Annotated in this window: 19 protein-coding genes; 10 read left to right on the plus strand and 9 right to left on the minus strand. The window is 72.6% G+C overall.

All coding sequences use genetic code 11. The annotated features are described in order from the left end of the window. Nucleotides 1–108 precede the first annotated feature (108 nt). Entirely contained in the window at nt 109–1,062 is a 954-nt protein-coding gene (locus F8R89_RS22165) for a DeoR/GlpR family DNA-binding transcription regulator (protein WP_079034502.1), read from the plus strand. 4 nt (nt 1,063–1,066) lie between these two features. Here F8R89_RS22165 and F8R89_RS22170 read toward each other — a convergent pair whose 3' ends face one another. Then, the gene (locus F8R89_RS22170) at nt 1,067–1,612 is read right to left on the minus strand and encodes a TetR/AcrR family transcriptional regulator (RefSeq protein WP_086866347.1); all 546 of its coding nucleotides are present in this window, start codon (nt 1,610–1,612) and stop codon (nt 1,067–1,069) included. A 172-nt stretch (nt 1,613–1,784) separates the two neighbouring features. After that, a complete protein-coding gene (locus F8R89_RS22175) occupies nt 1,785–3,557 on the minus strand; it encodes an acetyl/propionyl/methylcrotonyl-CoA carboxylase subunit alpha (protein ID WP_151785572.1) in 1,773 nt (590 codons plus the stop codon). A 396-nt stretch (nt 3,558–3,953) separates the two neighbouring features. On the opposite strand from F8R89_RS22175, the gene F8R89_RS22180 reads away from it, so the two are divergent. Beyond that, nucleotides 3,954–4,448, plus strand: coding sequence for a hypothetical protein (locus F8R89_RS22180; protein WP_151785573.1), 495 nt, complete (start codon nt 3,954–3,956; stop codon nt 4,446–4,448). On the opposite strand, the gene F8R89_RS22185 is transcribed toward F8R89_RS22180, so the two are convergent. Together F8R89_RS22185 and mmpB are read right to left on the minus strand one after the other, a co-directional pair. Beyond that, the gene (locus F8R89_RS22185; RefSeq protein ID WP_151785574.1) at nt 4,417–5,037 is read right to left on the minus strand and encodes a Maf family protein; all 621 of its coding nucleotides are present in this window, start codon (nt 5,035–5,037) and stop codon (nt 4,417–4,419) included. The genes F8R89_RS22180 and F8R89_RS22185 overlap by 32 nt on opposite strands. A gap of 31 nt (nt 5,038–5,068) precedes the next feature. Beyond that, on the minus strand, nt 5,069–5,197 hold the full coding sequence (gene mmpB / locus F8R89_RS37120) for a morphogenic membrane protein MmpB (RefSeq protein ID WP_086869350.1): 129 nt from the start codon (nt 5,195–5,197) through the stop codon (nt 5,069–5,071). Nucleotides 5,198–5,314: 117 nt separating this feature from the next. On the opposite strand from mmpB, the gene F8R89_RS22190 reads away from it, so the two are divergent. Beyond that, nucleotides 5,315–6,445, plus strand: a complete 1,131-nt coding sequence (locus F8R89_RS22190) for an SGNH/GDSL hydrolase family protein (RefSeq protein WP_151785575.1) — start codon at nt 5,315–5,317, stop codon at nt 6,443–6,445. Here the strand turns inward: F8R89_RS22190 and F8R89_RS22195 are convergent. Both F8R89_RS22195 and F8R89_RS22200 read right to left on the minus strand, forming a co-directional pair. Then, nucleotides 6,442–6,651 (minus strand): acyl-CoA carboxylase epsilon subunit, encoded by a 210-nt coding sequence (locus F8R89_RS22195; protein WP_151785576.1) that lies wholly within the window; start codon nt 6,649–6,651, stop codon nt 6,442–6,444. The genes F8R89_RS22190 and F8R89_RS22195 overlap by 4 nt on opposite strands. Nucleotides 6,652–6,668: 17 nt before the next feature. Then, nucleotides 6,669–8,255: an acyl-CoA carboxylase subunit beta gene (locus F8R89_RS22200; protein ID WP_151785577.1), complete on the minus strand. Its 1,587-nt coding sequence runs from the start codon at nt 8,253–8,255 to the stop codon at nt 6,669–6,671. 111 nt (nt 8,256–8,366) lie between these two features. Here F8R89_RS22200 and F8R89_RS22205 point away from each other — a divergent pair, with 111 nt between their 5' ends. Then, entirely contained in the window at nt 8,367–9,227 is an 861-nt protein-coding gene (locus F8R89_RS22205) for a biotin--[acetyl-CoA-carboxylase] ligase (protein WP_151785578.1), read from the plus strand. 212 nt (nt 9,228–9,439) lie between these two features. Then, nucleotides 9,440–10,564, plus strand: a complete 1,125-nt coding sequence (locus F8R89_RS22210) for an adenylate/guanylate cyclase domain-containing protein (RefSeq protein WP_151785579.1) — start codon at nt 9,440–9,442, stop codon at nt 10,562–10,564. Nucleotides 10,565–10,586: 22 nt separating this feature from the next. On the opposite strand, the gene F8R89_RS22215 is transcribed toward F8R89_RS22210, so the two are convergent. Continuing rightward, entirely contained in the window at nt 10,587–11,426 is an 840-nt protein-coding gene (locus F8R89_RS22215; RefSeq protein WP_225994461.1) for a hypothetical protein, read from the minus strand. 1,127 nt (nt 11,427–12,553) lie between these two features. On the opposite strand from F8R89_RS22215, the gene F8R89_RS22220 reads away from it, so the two are divergent. The 3 genes from F8R89_RS22220 to hutH all read left to right on the plus strand — a co-directional run bounded on the left by F8R89_RS22220 (nt 12,554) and on the right by hutH (nt 16,228). Then, nucleotides 12,554–13,354, plus strand: coding sequence for an enoyl-CoA hydratase/isomerase family protein (locus F8R89_RS22220; protein WP_151785580.1), 801 nt, complete (start codon nt 12,554–12,556; stop codon nt 13,352–13,354). 92 nt (nt 13,355–13,446) lie between these two features. After that, entirely contained in the window at nt 13,447–14,595 is a 1,149-nt protein-coding gene (locus F8R89_RS22225) for a sensor domain-containing diguanylate cyclase (protein ID WP_151785581.1), read from the plus strand. Between the two features lie 94 nt (nt 14,596–14,689). Further along, nucleotides 14,690–16,228, plus strand: coding sequence for a histidine ammonia-lyase (gene hutH / locus F8R89_RS22230; RefSeq protein ID WP_151788243.1), 1,539 nt, complete (start codon nt 14,690–14,692; stop codon nt 16,226–16,228). Nucleotides 16,229–16,305: 77 nt separating this feature from the next. Here the strand turns inward: hutH and F8R89_RS22235 are convergent, their stop codons facing one another. Then, nucleotides 16,306–17,112, minus strand: a complete 807-nt coding sequence (locus F8R89_RS22235; protein ID WP_192806192.1) for a hypothetical protein — start codon at nt 17,110–17,112, stop codon at nt 16,306–16,308. Nucleotides 17,113–17,154: 42 nt separating this feature from the next. Beyond that, on the minus strand, nt 17,155–17,499 hold the full coding sequence (locus tag F8R89_RS22240) for a hypothetical protein (RefSeq protein WP_151785582.1): 345 nt from the start codon (nt 17,497–17,499) through the stop codon (nt 17,155–17,157). 109 nt (nt 17,500–17,608) lie between these two features. Between F8R89_RS22240 and F8R89_RS22245 the strand changes: the two genes are divergently transcribed. Both F8R89_RS22245 and F8R89_RS22250 read left to right on the plus strand, forming a co-directional pair. Continuing rightward, entirely contained in the window at nt 17,609–17,971 is a 363-nt protein-coding gene (locus tag F8R89_RS22245) for a hypothetical protein (protein WP_151785583.1), read from the plus strand. 220 nt (nt 17,972–18,191) lie between these two features. Then, a complete protein-coding gene (locus tag F8R89_RS22250) occupies nt 18,192–19,439 on the plus strand; it encodes a L,D-transpeptidase (RefSeq protein WP_151785584.1) in 1,248 nt (415 codons plus the stop codon). The last annotated feature ends 113 nt before the right edge of the window (nt 19,440–19,552 follow it).

Here is a 19,552-nt window from a genome sequence, read left to right on the forward strand (position 1 = left end):
GCGGCGGGACTAGGCCTTATACCACTCCGCGTACCCGCGTACGAACAACTTCTGTTATTCGGCGCAAACTGCTGAAAGCAGACGGTCGTTGGGGTTACTGTCAGTTTCGTGTTCGCTGCAGAACGTCGCCAATTGATCCTCGAAATGGTGCGAGCGAACGGGGCCGTGTCGCTCCGTGAGCTCGCCCGCGTCGTCCAGACCTCCGAAGTGACCGTACGGCGGGACGTGCGCGCACTGGAGGCAGAAGGACTCCTCGACCGCCGGCATGGCGGTGCGGTATTGCCGGGCGGGTTCACGCGGGAGTCCGGCTTTCCGCAGAAGTCACATCTCGCGACCGCCGAGAAGACCGCCATCGCCGACCTCGCCGCGAACTTCGTGGAGGAGGGCGAGGCCATCGTCGTCGGAGCGGGGACCACCACCCAGGAGCTGGCCCGCCGGCTCGCACGGGTGCCCGGGCTGACCGTCGTCACCAACTCGCTGCTGGTGGCGCAGGCGCTGGCCCACGCCAACCGGGTCGAGGTCGTGATGACCGGCGGCACGCTGCGTGGTTCGAACTACGCCCTCGTCGGCAGCGGAGCCGAGCAGTCCCTCCAGGGGCTGCGGGTGTCGCGGGCCTTCCTCTCCGGGAGCGGGCTGACCGCCGAACGCGGGCTGTCCACGTCCAACATGCTGTCGGCGTCCGTCGACCGGGCGCTGGTGCAGGCCGCCGCGGAGGTCGTCGTCCTCGCCGACCACACCAAGCTCGGCACCGACACGATGTTCCAGACGGTCCCCTCGGACGTCATCACGCGGCTGGTCACCGACGAGCCGCCGGCCCATGACGACCGGGCCCACACCGAGCTCCAGGCCCTCGCCGACCAGGGGGTGCAGATCGCCGTGGCCGGGGCGGCCGGGGCGTCGGGGGGTGACGAGGTCCCGGCGCGCCGGCAGCAGCAGCGCGCGCTGCCGGGACCGCGCCGGGGTCAGGCTCCGCCGGGGCTGCGGCCCGCCGCCGCCACGATGCTCGGTGAGCAGGGCGCCGAGCGCGAGCGGGCCCGGGTCGCCGACCTGCGGCGGCGCTGAGCCCTCAGGGCTTCAGACCCCGCAGGGTCAGGTTCAGCAGCCGGTCCGCGAGGTCCGGGTCGGACGGGGTCTCCTCGGCCGCCAGGGCGATCGCGTGCGTCAGCTGGAGCAGGTCGGCGATCGCCACGTCCGCGCGGACGGAGCCGGCCTGCTGGGCGCGGGCGAGCAGCGCCCCGCCCGCCTGCCGGATCGGGTCGCTGCACCGGGCGAGCGCGGAGGACCCGTCCGCCGAGACGGCCATCAGGGAGCGGGCCAGCCCGCGGTACTCGCCCGCGTGCGTCACCATCTCCCGCAGCCAGGTCACCAGGGCCGCACAGGGCTCCGGGGCGTCGAGGAGCTGGCGCGAGCGGGTCAGCAGCTCGCCGGCCGCGTCCTCGAAGACGGCGCTCACCAGGGCGTCCCGGTTGGGGAAGTGCCGGTACAGCGTGCCGATGCCGACGCCGGCCCGCCGGGCCACGTCCTCCAGGGACGCGTCGGTGCCGTGCTCGGCGAAGGCCGCGCGGGCCTCCGTCAGCAGCCGTTCGTGATTGCGGCGGGCGTCCGCGCGCATGGCGCGCGCGGGCACCACGAGGTCCTCGCTCCCCGCTCGCTCACGTGAGGTCGCGCCCACCCTGCCTCCTGGTCGCCGGCTCCGGTGTGCCTCAAGAATGCCACCCGTACGACGCGGAGGCGCCCGGCGGACCGTCCATGGGTCCGCCGGGCGCCTCCGGTGCCGTGGGGCGTCAGTCCTTGATCTCGCAGATCGGCGCGCCCGAGGTGAGGGAGGCGCCGACCTCGGCGGTCAGGCCCTTGACCGTGCCCGCCTTGTGGGCGTTCAGCGGCTGCTCCATCTTCATGGCCTCCAGGACGACGATCAGGTCGCCCTCCTTGACCTCCTGGCCCTCCTCGACCGCGACCTTGACGATCGTGCCCTGCATCGGGGAGGCGAGGGTGTCGCCGGAGGCGGCGGGGCCGGACTTCTTGGCCGCGCGGCGCTTCGGCTTGGCTCCGGCGGCGAGGCCGGTGCGGGCCAGCGACATGCCGAGCGAGGCCGGGAGGGAGACCTCCAGGCGCTTGCCGCCGACCTCGACGACGACCGTCTCGCGGCTGGTGTCCTCGTCCTGGTCGGTGTCGGTGGGGGAGGTGAAGGGCTTGATGTCGTTGACGAACTCGGTCTCGATCCACCGGGTGTGGACGGTGAACGGGTCCGCCGATCCGGTCAGTTCGGGGGCGAACGCGGGGTCCTTGACGACGGCCCGGTGGAACGGGATCGCGGTCGCCATGCCCTCGACCTTGAACTCCTCCAGGGCGCGGGCGGCGCGCTGGAGGGCCTGCTCGCGGGTGGCGCCGGTGACGATCAGCTTCGCCAGCAGCGAGTCCCACGCCGGGCCGATCACGCTGCCGGACTCCACGCCGGCGTCCAGGCGGACACCTGGGCCCGACGGCGGGTCGAAGGTGGTGACGGTGCCGGGGGCGGGGAGGAAGCCGCGGCCGGGGTCCTCGCCGTTGATACGGAACTCGAAGGAGTGACCGCGCAGGACCGGGTCGCCGTAGCCGAGTTCCTCGCCGTCGGCGATACGGAACATCTCGCGCACGAGGTCGATGCCGGCGACTTCCTCGGTGACCGGGTGCTCGACCTGCAGACGGGTGTTGACCTCCAGGAAGGAGATCGTGCCGTCCGCGCCGACGAGGAACTCCACGGTGCCGGCGCCGACGTAGCCGGCTTCCTTCAGGATCGCCTTCGACGAGGAGTACAGCTCGTCGATCTGGGCGTCGGAGAGGAACGGGGCGGGGGCCTCCTCCACCAGCTTCTGGTGGCGGCGCTGCAGGGAGCAGTCACGGGTGGAGACCACGACGACGTTGCCGTGGGTGTCGGCCAGGCACTGGGTCTCGACGTGGCGGGGCTTGTCGAGGTAGCGCTCGACGAAGCACTCGCCGCGGCCGAACGCGGCGACCGCCTCGCGCACGGCGGAGTCGTACAGCTCGGGGACCTCTTCGAGGGTGCGGGCCACCTTCAGGCCGCGTCCGCCGCCGCCGAAGGCCGCCTTGATCGCGATCGGCAGGCCGTGCTCCTTGGCGAAGGCCACGACCTCCTCGGCGCCGCTCACGGGGTCGGGGGTGCCGGCGACGAGGGGGGCGCCGGCGCGCTGGGCGATGTGCCGGGCGGCGACCTTGTCACCGAGGTCGCGGATGGCCTGCGGGGGCGGGCCGATCCAGATCAGCCCGGCGTCCAGGACGGCCTGGGCGAAGTCGGCGTTCTCCGACAGGAACCCGTATCCGGGGTGGATCGCGTCCGCCCCGGCCTCGCGGGCGGCGTTCAGGACCTTGTCGATGTCCAGATAGCTGGTGGCCGGGGTGTCACCGCCCAGGGCGAACGCCTCATCCGCGGCGCGGACATGCAACGCGTCACGGTCCGGATCCGCGTAGACGGCCACGCTCGCGATCCCGGCGTCCCGGCAGGCCCGGGCCACGCGGACAGCGATTTCGCCACGGTTGGCGATGAGCACCTTGCGCACGATTGAGGCTCCCTCCTTGAAACAAGCCGAGTTTAGGGACTGCCGACACGGCACTTCGACCCGTCCCCAGTGGTGACCTTGCCCACACGGAGCGTGATTCCGGGTCGGTCCACCCTGCGAAATCCCATGTCGCGCCTCGGCACGCAGGTCTCTCCCGGAAAACCCTAGCCCGCCGCTGTGGTCAAGGTCTCTGTCATCACGTGCTGCGGGCCACTCGGTTTCTTTGTGGAATCCCTACGAATGGCCCAATGATTCTTTGCCCCCGTCCGAACCCTTGTCCCGAGGTTTACCCGTTAGTAGCGTTCGCGATGTCTCGAAACGTACTTGGGGTAACAGCGGCCGCGCCCGGATGGGCCGGGGCGGCGCTCGGCGAGAGCTCGGAAGTGGGTGGGACCGGTGGTGCGCAGGCCGGTGGCATGGGTCGTGGCGGTCGTGCTCTTCGTCGAGGCGCTCGGCGTCGCGGCGCTGAACTGGTTCCTCGGCATCGTCGTCGACCGCCAGGACATGTCCCTGGCCGGTCTGGATCCTGACGTGATGTCGGTGTCGTCGAAGGTGGGCGGGGTCGTCTTCGGCGCCTACTTCGCGCTGTGCGGTCTGGTGGCCCTGCTCGTCGCCCTGCGCGACCGCGCGCCCGCCGGCTTCGGGCGTGTCCTGCTGATCAGCGCCGCCGTGGTGCACGCGCTGCTGGGCGCGTTCGCGTGGGGCCTGGTGGGCTGGACGGCGTTCCTCTTCATGGTCGTCGTGTTCGCCCTGATCGTGCTGGTGCTGATGACGTACGACGGTCAGGGCGCTCCCGCGAAGCCGGCCGGCGCCCCGTCCGGAGGGGACGGCGACGGCTCCGCGGACGGGGGCTCCCCGGTCACGCCTCCGCCGGCGCCCACAACTCCGTGATCCCGACGCCGAGCCGGCCGAGCAGCCGCCGCACCAGGGGCAGGCTGATGCCGATGACGTTGCCGTGGTCGCCCTCGATGCCGTCGATGAACGGGGCCGAGCGGCCGTCCAGGGTGAACGCCCCGGCGACGTGCAGCGGTTCGCCGGAGGCCACGTACGCGGCGATCTCCTCGTCGGTCGGCTCGCCGAAGCGGACGACCGTGGAGGCGGTCGCCGAGGCGTAGCGGCCGGCGGCGGTGTCGTAGACGCAGTGGCCGGTCTGGAGGGTGCCCGCGCGGCCGCGCATGGCCTTCCAGCGGGCGGTGGCCTCCTCGGCGTCGGCCGGCTTGCCGAGCGCCTGCCCGTCGAGGTCGAGGACCGAGTCGCAGCCGATGACGAGCGCGCCCTGCACCTCGGGCCTGGCCGCCACGACGGACGCCTTCGCCTCGGCCAGCGCGAGGGCCAGCTCGGCGGGGGTGGGGGCGGTGACGGCGTCCTCGTCGACGCCGCTCACGAGGACCTCGGGGGCCAGCCCGGCCTGGCGCAGCAGGTTGAGCCGGGCGGGGGACTGGGAGGCGAGGACGAGTCGGCGGCGCGGCTGATCAGTCATGCCGTCAGCGTATCGGCGGGCCGGGGCGTGCTCACCTCAGCCCGATCACGATCATCGTCAGGACCATGGCCAGTGCCATGAGAACGCCCAGCCGCCGCAACCTGTCCTGCATCTCGCGCAGTTCCTCGGGCGGCTCGTTCTCGGGGTCGGACCACAGCATGCCTTCCATCGTCGGCCGGGCGTCGGGCCCGGCGCCTGAGTACGCGTACTCAGCTTTCCGCTAACGGTGCTACTGTTCCATTAACTAATGGCACAGCGATTCCGTTTGGAGGCTCGCGTGTTCACCACGTCCTGGAGTGCCGCGCCCCAGCTCCCCAGCGAGGGCTTCACCCCCAACTGGTCCCGCGAGGGCTTTTGGCGCCAGTCGCTGCGGCAGGCCGTCCGGCTGTCGGCGGGCGGGGAACGGCTGCGGATACGGCTCGGGCACGCGTACGGCAGCTCGCCCGTGCGGATCGCGGCCGCGAGCGCCGGCCGTACGGCACCCGGGGGCGCCGTACGGCCCGGGACGCTCACCCGGCTCACCTTCGGGGGCTCACCCGAGGCGGCCGTACCGGCGCGCGGGGAACTCGTCAGCGACGCCGTCCCGCTCGCCGTCACCGCGGGGGAGTCGCTGACCGTCACCCTGTACTTCGAGGCGGCCACCGGCCCCGCCACGTTCCACGCCCAGGCCTTCGCCGACGCCCATCGCGGCCCCGGCGATCTGACGGCGGACCCCGCAGCGGCGGGCTTCGACGAGGTCAGCGCCTCCTGGTACTTCCTGACGGCGGTGGAGACCGACGCCGGGCGCACGGACGCCGTCGCGCTCTTCGGGGACTCGATCACCGACGGGTTCGGCTCCACGCCGGGCGCCGACCGGCGCTGGTCCGACGCGCTCGCCGCCCGCACCGGACGGCCCGTCCTGAACGCGGGCATCGGCGGGAACCTGCTGCTCCACGACTCCGCCTGGTACGGCGAGCGGGGCGTGGCCCGGCTGCGCCGGGACGTGCTGGAACGGCCGGGCGTGGACACCCTCGTCGTGCTGCTCGGGCTGAACGACATCGGCTTCAGCGAGACCGATGAACAGCCCACCTACAAGCCGGCGCCCGTGGTGGAGACGGCCGAGCTGATCGCCGGGCACCGGGAGGTGCTGCGGCAGGCCCGGACGGCCGGGCTGCGGGTGGCCGGCTGCACCCTGCTGCCGTTCGGAGGCTCCGACCACTGGGGCCCGCACGCGGCCGGGGTCAGCGGCGAACTGAACGCCTGGATCGCCGGCTCGGGGGAGTACGACACGGTCGTGGACCTGAACCGGGCGCTGGCCGACCCGGCGGACCCGGACCGGCTGCGTCCCGCGTACGACTTCGGCGATCACCTGCACCCGAACGACGCCGGGTACGAGGTGATGGCCGAAGCCGTCGCGGCGGCCGTCTAACCGGGCCAGTACGTCCGGGCCCATGTGGACGGGCCCGGCTGGGGCAGCCGGTGGGCGGCGATGCGGGACGGGTCCGACCACCCGTCCCGCGGCTCGGGTGCGCCGGGCGGCACGGCTGCCGCCGCCGCGGCGCGGGCGCGGACCACCGCCAGTGCGGCGGCCAGCTCCTCCGGTGTCGGGTTGCCCCGGAGCACCTTGATGTTCATGACGGCTCCCAGCGGGACTAGAGGGGGATGTTGCCGTGCTTCTTCGGAGGCAGGGATTCCCGCTTCGTCCGGAGCTGACGCAGACCGCGCACGATGTGCAGACGGGTGTCGGACGGCATGATCACCGCGTCGACGTACCCGCGTTCGGCCGCGACGTACGGGTTGAGCAGGGTGTCCTCGTACTCCCGCATCAGCCGCGCGCGGGTCGCCTCCGGGTCGTCCGACTCGGCGATCGTGCGGCGGTGCAGGATGTTGACCGCGCCCTGCGCGCCCATCACGGCGATCTGGGCCGTCGGCCACGCCAGGTTGAGGTCGGCGCCCAGGTGCTTGGAACCCATGACGTCGTAGGCGCCGCCGAACGCCTTGCGGGTGATGACCGTGATCAGCGGGACGGTCGCCTCGGCGTACGCGTAGATCAGCTTGGCGCCGCGGCGGATGATGCCGTCGTGCTCCTGGTCCACGCCCGGCAGGAAGCCCGGCACGTCGACGAAGGTCAGCACCGGCACGTTGAAGGCGTCGCAGGTGCGCACGAACCGCGCGGCCTTCTCCGAGGCGGCGATGTCCAGGCAGCCCGCGAACTGCATCGGCTGGTTGGCGACGATCCCGACGGGACGGCCCTCGACCCGGCCGAAGCCCGTGACGATGTTCGGGGCGAACAGCGCCTGCGTCTCGAAGAACTCGCCGTCGTCCAGGACGTGCTCGATCACCGCGTGCATGTCGTACGGCTGGTTCGCGCTGTCCGGCACGATCGTGTCCAGCTCGCGGTCCTCGTCCGTGACCGCGAGGTCAGCCTCCTCCGGGAACGCCGGAGGCTCGGACAGGTTGTTGGACGGCAGGTACGACAGCAGCTGCTTGACGTACTCGATGGCGTCCTTCTCGTCGCCCGCCATGTGATGGGCCACGCCGGACGCCGAGTTGTGGGTGCGGGCGCCGCCCAGCTCCTCGAAGCCGACGTCCTCACCGGTGACCGTCTTGATGACGTCCGGGCCGGTGATGAACATGTGCGAGGTCTGGTCGACCATCACCGTGAAGTCGGTGATCGCCGGGGAGTAGACCGCGCCGCCCGCGCACGGGCCGACGACCAGGCTGATCTGCGGGATGACACCCGAGGCGTGCGTGTTGCGGCGGAAGATCTCGCCGTACGCGCCCAGTGAGGCCACACCCTCCTGGATACGGGCGCCGCCCGAGTCGTTGATGCCGATGACCGGGCAGCCCGTCTTCAGCGCGAAGTCCATGACCTTGACGATCTTCTGGCCGTAGACCTCGCCGAGCGCGCCGCCGAAGACGGTGAAGTCCTGCGAGAACACGGCCACCGGACGCCCGTCGACCGTGCCGTAGCCGGTGACGACTCCGTCGCCGTACGGGCGGTTCCTCTCCAGCCCGAAGTTGGTCGAGCGGTGCCGGGCGAACTCGTCGAGCTCGACGAACGACCCCTCGTCGAGGAGGAGTTCGATGCGCTCACGGGCCGTCAGCTTGCCCTTGGCGTGCTGCTTCTCGACGGCACGTGCGGAGCCGGCGTGCGTCGCTTCCTCGATGCGGCGCTGGAGATCCGCGAGCTTGCCCGCGGTGGTGTGGATGTCGATCTGCTCTTCCGGCTCGGACATCGGGATCGCGGCTCCCTGCCTGCTCAAAAGGGGGGACGGTTACTCATCCGTAGAGTAGTGGCGGGTCTCGGGATCAGCAGTGCGGCGTTTCACACACCTAGGGTGGCTTGCATGACGCCGCGAGATGCATCAGACGACAGCCGTTGGTCGGACCTGGACCGTCCGCCGCTCAACGCCGCCGCGCTGCGCCGGGGACTCGTCCGCGAGGGCGGACTCTGGCGCGACGTGCGGATCGTGGCGCGCACCGGCTCCACCAACACCGACCTGGTGGAGCTGGCCACCAAGGGCGAGGCCGGCGAGGGCGCGGTCCTCGTCGCCGAGGAGCAGACGGCCGGCAAGGGCCGCCTCGACCGGGACTGGACGGCACCGGCCCGCTCCGGGCTGTTCTTCTCCGTCCTGCTGAACCCGGCCGGGGTGCCGGTGACCCGCTGGGGGTGGCTGCCGCTGCTCACCGGCGTCGCCGTGGCCACCGGGCTGTCGCGCGCGGCGGGCGTGGACACGGCACTCAAGTGGCCCAACGACCTGCTGCTGACCGTCGGCGGCGAGGAACGCAAGGCCGGCGGCATCCTGGCCGAGCGGGCCGGTGACGACGGCGTGGTCATCGGCGTCGGCATCAACGTGACCCTGCGCGCGGACGAGCTCCCGGTGCCCCAGGCGGGCTCGCTCGCGCTCGCGGGCGCCGTCAGCACCGACCGGGACCCCCTGCTGCGGGCCGTGCTGCGGTCCCTGGAGGAGTGGTACGGGCGGTGGCGGGCCGCGAACGGCGACCCGGTGGCCAGCGGACTCCAGGAGACGTACGCGGCCGGGTGTGCGACGTTGGGGAAGCAGGTACGGGCCGAACTGCCGGGCGACCGGGCGATCACCGGGGAGGCCGTCGCGCTCGACGGCGACGGACGGCTCGTGATCGCGACCGGGGAGGGCGTGCAGGAGCCGGTGGGCGCCGGCGACATCGTGCATCTGCGCCGGGCGTGACGGCGGCCGTACGGGCGCACGGGGCGCCCCGGGCGCCAAGCGGAAGCCGGGACGGGCCGGCGCGCGCCGGATCGGAACACGACCGCCCGGGTACCCCACCAGCGGCGGTACGGCAGGACCGGCTTTCCCCGACGGAGTGAGCTGGCGCACACCTGCCGTAAAGTGAAGGCCGGTCGCTTACTCGACCGCGGCAGATCGGAAGGGCAGCAGGCGTGACCGTCGACGACACGGGCTCCGGCGGGGACGGCCGCGTGGACCCCCACGCCGCCGAACCGGGCGAGGACCCCCTCGCCCTGCGCCTGGAACAGCTCATCCTCGGCGCCGAGCGGCGCTACACCCCGTTCCAGGCGGCCCGCAGCGCCGGGGTCTCCATGGAACTGGCCTCCCGCTTCTGGCGGGCCATGGGCTTCGCCGACATCGGGCAGGCCAAGGCGCTCACCGAGGCCGACGTGCTGGCGCTGCGGCGCCTGGCCGGTCTGGTCGAGGCGGGGCTGCTCAGCGAGGCCATGGCCGTGCAGGTGGCCCGGTCCACCGGGCAGACCACGGCCCGGCTCGCGGAGTGGCAGATCGACTCCTTCCTGGAGGGCCTGACCGAGCCGCCGGAACCCGGCATGACCCGTACCGAGGTCACGTATCCGCTGGTCGAGCTGCTGCTGCCCGAACTGGAGGAGTTCCTCGTCTATGTCTGGCGGCGCCAGCTGGCCGCCGCGACCGGCCGGGTCGTGCAGGCCGCCGACGACGAGGAGATGGTCGACCGGCGGCTGGCCGTGGGCTTCGCCGACCTCGTCGGGTTCACGCGGCTGACCCGCCGGATGGAGGAGGAGGAACTCGGCGAGCTCGTCGAGGCCTTCGAGACCACGGCGGCCGACCTGGTCGCCGCGAACGGCGGACGGCTGATCAAGACGCTCGGCGACGAGGTGCTGTACGCCGCCGACGACGCGGGCGTCGCCGCCGAGATCGCGCTGCGGCTCATCGAGACGATGGCCCACGACGAGACGATGCCCGAACTGCGGGTCGGCATCGCCTTCGGCACCGTGACCACCCGGATGGGCGATGTCTTCGGCACGACCGTGAACCTCGCCTCCCGGCTGACCTCCATAGCCCCCCGCGACGCCGTCCTCGTGGACAGCGCGTTCGCGGAGGAGCTGATCCGGACCGGCGAGGCCCCCGCCTCGGAGGCCGAGGCGGCGGAGGCGGCCGCCACCGCCGAGAAGGAGGGCGAGGAGCCCCCGGCGTACCGGTTCGCCCTCCAGCCGATGTGGCAGCGCCCCGTGCGTGGCCTCGGGGTCGTCGAGCCGTGGCTGCTGACCCGGAGGACGCCTCCCGGGGAGGAGTGAGCGCCTCTTCCTCGACCCCCCTTCAGCGCCCACCGCTGGAACCGAACAGATCGATGCAGAGCCCGATGACCGGCACACAGACGCCGCGGTCGTCGGGCTCCGACGGTTGCGGAGCCGGTGTCGGTGTCGGAGAGGGGGTGGGGCGGCCGGGCGCCGGGGGATGCTGCGGCGTCGTGGGTGCGGGCCGGGACGGCTCCTGGGCGGCGGGCGGGGCCTGAGGAGGCGGGGCGTCACCTGTCGCGCCGGGCGCGGGGGACCGCGTCTCGCTCGCGCCTGCCGTCGCGCCAGCGGTAGCGGTAGCGGTGGGCACGAGGATCGAGCCGGCGGTGGGCGTGGTGCCCAGGCCGCCCATGGCGGAGGTGGCGGACGGGCTTGGGTGTGCACGGGCCGACGGGGCGAGCGTGGCGGCGGCCTCCGTGGAGCGGTCCGTGCCGGGCTCGCCGGCGCCGATGGCAAGCTCCGGCGCGTCGGTCGGGTCCGCCGGCCCCAGCCCCGGAATCCCGGTCTCGGGCGCCAGCCGCACCAGACTCAACGCCCCGGCGGCCAGCGCCAGCCCCCCGGCCGCGAGCAGGGCCGCACGCCGGGGCCGCCGCCGGTGCCGCCCCCGACGGCCGAAGAACCGGGGGTATGCGTCCGTGTCGGCTTCGTCAGGGGTGTCGGCGGTGGTGTCGGCGGTGGTGGCGGGGTGCTGCGCGTCGGCGGCGGCTGCGGCGGCGGCCGGCTGGGGCGCCTCGGTCGGGGGCTGCTTCCGGTTGGCCGCAGTAGGGGCCGGTTTCGGGGGCCGGGGCGGCTCGGCTGTGGCGGTCGTGTCCTCGGGCGACTGGGAGGGCTTGGCGTCGGCTGCGGACAGACCCTGTGCCATGGCTACGGCGGTGGAGCCAGCCGGTGTCCCGGCCGACGGCCGCTCCCGGTTCGGTCCGGCGGGTTCGGTGGCGGGTGTCTTGGAAGGCCGGGGAGACGTGGCGGCTGCTGCGGAGCGACCCGGTGTCTTGGCCGGGGGCCGCTCCTGGCTGGGCCCGGCAGCGACCGGCTTCGAGGGCCGGGGCCGCTCGGGTGTGGCGGTCGTGTCCTCGGGCGGCTGCGACGGCTTGGCTGCGGCCGGCCCCTGGCCTCGCGCAGGGGCCGGGGTCGGCGTCGGTGGCGTGGTGTTGGCGGGCCGCGGGTTCTGGCCGGGCTCGGCCGCAGCGGCACCGGATGGCGTCGTGGGCTGGAGCGGCCCGGGTGTCGTGCCCGTGTGTCCAGGCGCCCGCGAGGGCCGGGCCTCGGTTGTGGATCGTCCCGGAGTCTTGGCGCGGGGCCGCTCCTGGCTGGGCCCGGCAGCGACCGGCTTCGAGGGCCGGGGCCGCTCGGGTGTGGCGGTCGTGTCCTCGGGCGGCTGCGACGGCTTGGCTGCGGCCGGCCATTGGGCTCGCGTCGGCGTCGGTGCCGTGGTCTTGGCGGGCCGTGGAGGCCGGCCGGGTGCGGCAGGGGGCGTCGGCCGGGGCGGACTCGGAGTCGTCGTGGCCGTGCCTTCTGGCGCTCCCGACGGCTTGGATTCGGTCGGGTTCTGTGCCGTGGCCTCGCCGACCGGAGCCGCCGTGTCCGAAGGGCGTGCCCTCCTCGCCAGGGGGACCGGCTTCGGGGTGCCCGGTGGGGTGGTGTCCGGGGTGGTTCGGGGGGAGCCCGTTCCGTAGGTCGTGGCGTGGGACGGGTGCGGGCTGCCCGCTTCCCCGTCGTGCGACCCCGGTATCCGGCCCGGTGCCCGGTCCTTCGGTCTGTCCGTCGTGTTGCCCATCGCGACCCCTCCCCCACGCGCCTGTGCCCCCGAGGCGCCGTGGTGTCGGGCACGTTATGCGGTGCTGTGAGGGGTGGCGCGGGACTTGGGCGGGATGTCACTCGAACGGGTGTCGGGACCTGGTGCGGACCCGTGCGTGGTGGGCCTTTCCCCGGAGGGGCGGGGCTGCGATGATCGGGGCGAGTGTTGTTAACCCGCGTTAACCGGAGGGTGTCATGAGTGAGGAGCGGTTCGGGGAGTTCGTCCTGGTGCGGCGGCACGGGGACGGGCATGTCGCGGAGCTGGCCCTCGACCGGCCCAAGGCCATGAACGCCGTCTCGACGGAGATGGCCCGGTCGATCGCGGGGGCCTGCGCCGCGCTGGGCGCCGACCGTGACGTACGGGTCGTGGTGGTCACCTCCACGCACGAGCGCGCGTTCTGCGTCGGGGCGGACCTGAAGGAGCGCAACTCCTTCAGCGACGCCGACCTGGTGCGGCAGCGCCCGGTGGCGCGCGGCGCGTACACGGGCGTGCTGGAGCTGCCCGTGCCGACGGTCGCGGCCGTGCACGGCTTCGCGCTGGGCGGCGGCTTCGAGCTGGCGCTCTCCTGCGACGTGATCGTGGCCGACCCGACGGCCGTGGTGGGCCTGCCCGAGGTGTCGGTCGGCGTGATCCCCGGGGGCGGCGGCACGCAGTTGCTGCCGCGCCGGGTCGGGGCCGCCCGCGCGGCCGAGCTGATCTTCACCGCGCGCCGGGTCGAGGCCCCGGAGGCCCGTGAGCTGGGCCTGGTCGACGTGCTCGTCGAGGAGGGCCGCGACCGCGAGGAGGCGCTGGCGCTGGGCGCCCGGATGGCCGCCAACTCGCCGGTGGGGCTGCGGGCCGCGAAGAAGGCGCTGCGCCTGGGCTTCGGGATGGATCTGCGGGCCGGGCTGGAGGTCGAGGACGCGGCCTGGCGGTCGGTGGCGTTCTCGGGGGACCGCGCGGAGGGCGTGGCCGCCTTCAACGAGAAGCGCAAGCCCCAGTGGCCGGGCGAGTGACGGGCGAGTGACGGGCGCGTCGACGGACCGCTGAGCGCCCCGTTCGCCACACCAATGTCCCAAAGAAGGGCAAAGCTCCCTAGCCTGGGGTGATGGGTGAGGACAGACGGCTCGCGGCCGTGGTCGCGTTGGCCCAGGGGATGGCGGCGGCGCACACCCCGCGCGAGTCCTGGCGGGCGGCGGCACTCGGGGCGTGCCGGGCGCTGGCGGGGAGTTTCGCCGCGCTGTCGGTGTGGGAGCGGGAGCTCGGGCGGCTGCGCGTCCTCGTGAACGTGGGGGACCGCACCCGGGGCGAGGAGGAGTTCCCCGCCGAGGAGACGTATCCCGTCCACCAGTTCCCGGAGATCACCGAGTTCCTGCACGAGCGGTGGGCGGCCGGCGGCGAGCCCGACGCGTGGGTGGAGACCGCCGAGGGGCCCGCCGCGGGCGACCCCGGCTACTGCCATCAGCGGGTCGCCGCGCTGCGCCGGCGCGGCCGGGGCTGCTGTGTGGTCGCGCCGATCGTGCTGCACGGGCGGGCGTGGGGCGAGCTGTATGTGGCGCGCCCCGCCGGAGTGCCCGTCTTCGAGCGCGGCGACGCCGACTTCGCGACCGTGCTGGCCTCGGTGGTGGCCGCCGGGCTCGCGCAGACCGAGCGGCTGGAGGAGGCCCGGCGGCTGGCGTTCACCGACTCCCTCACCGGGCTGGCCAACCGCCGGGCCGTCGACGTCCGGCTGGAGGAGGCCGTGGAGCGGCATCGCGTGGACGGGGTCGTCGTCTCGCTCGTCGTGTGCGACCTGAACGGGCTCAAGCGGGTCAACGACACCCAGGGCCACGCCGTCGGCGACCGGCTGCTGGAACGGTTCGGGTCGGTGCTGTCGCTGTGCGGTGCCATGCTGCCGGGCGCGCTCGCCGCCCGCCTCGGCGGGGACGAGTTCTGTCTGCTGGCCGTCGGCTCCCCGGCGGACGACGTGGTGAAGGCCGCCGACCAACTCTGCCGTCGCGCGGCCGAGTTGGAGCTGGGTGAGGGTGTGGCGTGCGGGGTCGCGTCCACCGAGGACCCGATCGGCCAGGTGCGCAGCGCGCGGCGGCTGTTCCGGCTCGCGGACGCCGCCCAGTACCGTGCCAAGGCGGTGCGGGCCGAGCGGCCCGTCGTCGCGGGGCGCGAGGGGCCGGACGATCCGGTGGTACGGCTCGCCGACGCCGAGCCCTCGGGGGAGGGTGCCGTGGAGCGGCGGCGGTTCCGCGGGCGGGTGCCGTGACCGGGGCCGCCCGGCGAGGGGGAGCGGTAAGGGGTGGAGCGGCCACCCAGTAGTGACATCTTCGTCTTCACTGCGTACGCTCCTGAATATGGATATGCACACTGTGGTGGTGGGGACGTCCGGGGTCACCGCGTCCGACGTCCTCGCCGTGGCACGCGGCGGAGCCCGCGTCGAGCTGTCGTCGCAGGCGCTCGCGGCCCTCGCCGCCGCGCGCGAGATCGTGGACGCGCTGGCGGCCAAGCCCGAGCCCGTCTACGGCGTCTCCACCGGCTTCGGCGCCCTCGCGACCCGGCACATCAGCCCGGAGCTGCGCGCCCAGCTGCAGCGCAACATCGTCCGCTCGCACGCCGCGGGCATGGGCCCCCGCGTGGAGCGGGAGGTCGTGCGGGCGCTGATGTTCCTGCGCCTGAAGACCGTCTGCTCGGGCCACACGGGCGTACGGCCGGAGGTCGCGCAGACCATGGCAGACGTCCTCAACGCCGGGATCACCCCCGTCGTCCACGAGTACGGCTCCCTCGGCTGCTCCGGCGACCTCGCCCCGCTGTCGCACTGCGCCCTCACACTGATGGGCGAGGGCGACGCCGAGGGCCCCGACGGCGTCGTACGGCCCGCCCGCGACCTGCTCGCCGCGCACGGCATCGAGCCCGTCGAACTGCGCGAGAAGGAGGGCCTCGCCCTCCTCAACGGCACCGACGGCATGCTCGGCATGCTGGTCATGGCCCTCGCCGACCTCGACACCCTCTACAAGTCCGCCGACGTCACCGCCGCCCTGTCGCTGGAGGCCCTCCTCGGCACCGACCGGGTGCTGGCGCCCGAGCTGCACGCCATCCGCCCGCACCCCGGGCAGGGCGCCTCCGCCGCCAACATGGCCGCCGTGCTGAAGGGTTCGGAGCTCACCGGGCACCACCAGGACGACGCGCCCCGCGTCCAGGACGCCTACTCCGTGCGCTGCGCCCCGCAGGTCGCCGGCGCCGGACGGGACACGCTCGCGCACGCCCGGCTGGTCGCCGAGCGCGAACTCGCCTCCGCCGTCGACAACCCCGTCGTCCTGCCCGACGGGCGCGTGGAGTCCAACGGCAACTTCCACGGGGCGCCCGTCGCCTACGTGCTCGACTTCCTCGCGATCGCCGCCGCCGACCTCGCGTCCATCGCCGAGCGCCGCACCGACCGGCTGCTCGACAAGAACCGCAGCCACGGGCTGCCGCCGTTCCTCGCCGACGACGCCGGTGTCGACTCGGGCCTGATGATCGCCCAGTACACGCAGGCCGCCCTGGTCAGCGAGATGAAGCGGCTGGCCGTACCCGCCTCGGTGGACTCCATCCCGTCGTCCGCCATGCAGGAGGACCACGTCTCGATGGGCTGGTCGGCGGCCCGCAAGCTGCGCACCGCCGTCGGCAACCTCGCGCGTGTGCTCGCCGTCGAGCTGTACGCGGCCACGCGTGCGATAGAGCTGCGCGACGGGCTCACCCCGGCGCCGGCCTCCCGCGAGGTCATCGGCGCCGTGCGGGCGGCGGGCGTCCAGGGCGCCGGGCCCGACCGGTTCCTCGCCCCCGACCTCGAAGCGGCGGACGCCTTCGTGCGCACCGGGCAGCTGGTCGCGGCCGCGGAGAAGGTCACCGGCCCGCTCCAGTGAGACACCGGCCGTCCCCGTGACGGCGAGAGGGGCCCTGCCGCGCGCGACAGGGCCCCTCGACGTGTGGGCGTACAGGGTTACTTCAGCTTGGCCGCCTGCGCCTCTATGACGGCGGCGGGGACGCTGTACGTCTTGTCCGAGATCATCAGGCCGATGTTCATCGTGTAGTACGTCGCGATCGTCGCACCGTGCCGCACCACCTCGACGTGGGTCGTGGCGACGTCACCGCCCTCGGCGTCGCTCGACACCGCGAAGGCGACCGACTCGTCGCCCGCGCCGGACGCCTTCTCGGAGGTGAGTTTGGTGAGCTTCTGGTCCGTGCCCTGGATGGTCAGGGTGAAGCCGCCCGCGCAGCCCTCCACCGCGTCCGACACGGACTTGAAGGTCTGCTCGGCACCGTCACCGTCGTACGAGGACAGGCCGACGACGGTCATGTCCAGGCTCATCGCGTCGGTGAGCGAGTCCTCGATCTCACCCTCCGTCAGGTCCTCCAGGGACTTGGAGGCGTTGTCGGTGGGCTTCTGCTTGTCCTGCTGGACCATGACGGCCGCGGTCGAGGCCGAGTCGCCCGGCGCCATGCCCCCCATGGCGTAGGCGATGGGCGCGCACTTCTCGTCGGCGCTCTTGACCTGGTCCTTGGACTTCGGCAGTTGCTTGGCGGAGGCGTCCACCTTGTAGCCCTCGACATCGCCGTCGGCGATGATCGCCTTCTTCAATTCCGCGGCGCTGAGCGCCTTCGCGGCCTTCGTCTCTGTCTTCGCGGCCTGTCCGTCCGACGCGTTCGACGCGTCGTCAGACCCCCCACCGCAGCCCGTGACAAGGGCGAGCGACAGCGCGCTCACGGCAACCGTGGCGGCTGCACGCACGCCCGATGATCTCTTCATGATCGGACTATGAAGGCCGGGTCAAAGAATCGTCAAGATCTTTTAGAAACCCAGATGTTCGCGGCGCACCGAGTAGGCGACGAATCCCGCGCCGAGCGCGAGGAAGGCGGTTCCGCCCACGATGTACGGGGTGGTGTCGAAGCTTCCGGTATCGGCGAGCCGGGTGCCCTGCGCGGCCCCGTCGGTGCCGTCGGTGCTGGTGGAGGCCGCGCGCGCCTGCTGGGTGACCTGGACGGAGGGGGTCGCCGTGGGTTCCGTTCTCGCCGGTTCCCCGCCCGTGGCGTTCGCGGAGGGTACGAACCACAGGGCGCCCAGCAGGGCTCCCGCGGCGGTGGCGGTCAGCAGCGATCGGCGTGCGGTGGACGACGATCGGTGAGCGGCGGACACGGAATATCGATCCCCTTGCGCTAGCGGCGAATTGGCCGTGTGGGCCGATGGTAGTGAAAGTCGCGGGTCACGGGAAAGTCACGGGAGAAATGAGCCGTACGCTCCGGGTATGAGTACACCGGAAAACACGCGTTTTGTACGTCTTCGTCTGGAGCTCGTCGTGGAGGTGGACGACGAGGGTGCCGTGCGGGAGGCCGCGCTGGGGCGCATCGAGGGCGAGGCCGCCGAGGGCGGTCTGCCCGAGGAGGAGCGGGCCCACGCCGAGACCGCTGTGACGGAAGACACTGCGGAGGCGCTGGCCTATCTCGTGGATCCGTTCGACCTGGTCAGTGAGGTGCCGGGGATCGAGCTCACCCAGGCCTCCTGGTCGACCGAGTCGATCGACTACGACCCGGATTCGCCCGAGTGGGACCTCGGCGAGGATGATGGCGAGGAGGACTTCGACGACGAAGAGCCCACGCGGGCCGGCTGAGGCGTCTTGGGGAATTCGTGACCCCGGACGGCAACCGCCGCCCGGGGTTCCGTCGTCTCATGGGGCGCGCGCACCGCGATCAGCACCACCGGCCACGGCCGAGGTGGTGTGGCCCACACATGACAGGGATGTGGAACGGGACGGACCGGTCGTAGCGTTGAAGATCCTTGACGGGGACTCTCGGGCGTATGGGGATTCGGGAACGATGGAGAAGCGTGTGATGACGAAAAGCAAGCGGCGCAAGGGCCTGGCGGCCGCGTCCGCTCTGCTCGGCGGTGTCCTGGTGCTCTCGGCCTGCTCGGGCGGCGACGACGACGCCTCCGGCGGTGGCGGCGACACCTCGCAGGCCAAGGTCGACGAGGCCGCCGCCAAGAAGACCTCCGAGGCGCAGATCAAGATCACGCCGAAGGACGGCACCGACAACGCCTCCATCAACAACTCCGCGGCCGTCACCGTGAGCAAGGGCTCGCTCACGGAGGTGAAGATGACGACCGCCGACGGCGCCGCCGTCGAGGGTCAGATATCCGCGGACAAGACGAGCTGGAAGCCCAGCGGCCCGCTGAAGCGCTCGACCACGTACAAGATCCAGGTGACCGCGGAGGACGCCAAGGGCCTCGCGGCCCACGAGAACGGCTCCTTCACCACCGTCTCCCCGGCCAACAGCTTCCTCGGCTACTTCACGCCGGAGGACGGCTCCACCGTCGGCGTCGGGATGCCCGTCTCGATCAACTTCGACAAGGCGATCACCAACAAGGCCGCCGTGCAGAAGGCCGTCTCCGTCAACTCCACCAGCGGTCAGGAAGTCGTCTGCCACTGGTTCAACGACAAGCGCATGGACTGCCGCCCCCAGGACTACTGGAAGGAAGGCTCCACGGTCACCCTGAAGATGGCCCTGGACGGCGTCGAGGGCGCCGACGGCGTCTACGGCGTCCAGCAGAAGACGGTCAACTTCACGATCGGCCGCAACCAGGTCTCCTACGTCGACGCCAAGACCAAGCAGATGCGCGTCACGCAGGACGGCAAGGTCATCAAGACCATCCCGATCTCGGCCGGCTCCCCGGACAACAAGACGTACGAAGGCGTCATGGTGATGTCGGAGAAGTTCAAGGAGACGCGCATGAACGGCGCGACCGTGGGCTTCACCGACGACGACGGCAAGGGCGAGTACGACATCAAGGACGTGCCGCACGCCATCCGCCTGTCGACCTCCGGCACCTTCATCCACGGCAACTACTGGGGCGCCAAGTCGATCTTCGGCAGCGTGAACACCAGCCACGGCTGCGTCGGCCTGTCCGACACGAAGGGCGCCAACGACAAGGGCACCGCCGGCTACTGGTTCTTCAACAACTCCATCGTCGGTGACGTCGTCGTCGTCCAGAACACCGGCGACAAGACCATCGCCCCGGACAACGGCCTCAACGGCTGGAACCTCGACTGGGCCCAGTGGAAGGCCGGCTCCGCCGTCTGAGCCACCCCCGTCCCCGCACGACCCGATGCCGCCCCCAGGGGCGGCATCGGCGTTTCCGGGGGCCGTGCGCGAGGGCGTGCGGGGTGCCGGACGGGCCGTGGGGGCCTTCTCAT

This window comes from Streptomyces sp. SS1-1, assembly GCF_008973465.1.
Taxonomy (GTDB): Bacteria; Actinomycetota; Actinomycetes; order Streptomycetales; family Streptomycetaceae; genus Streptomyces.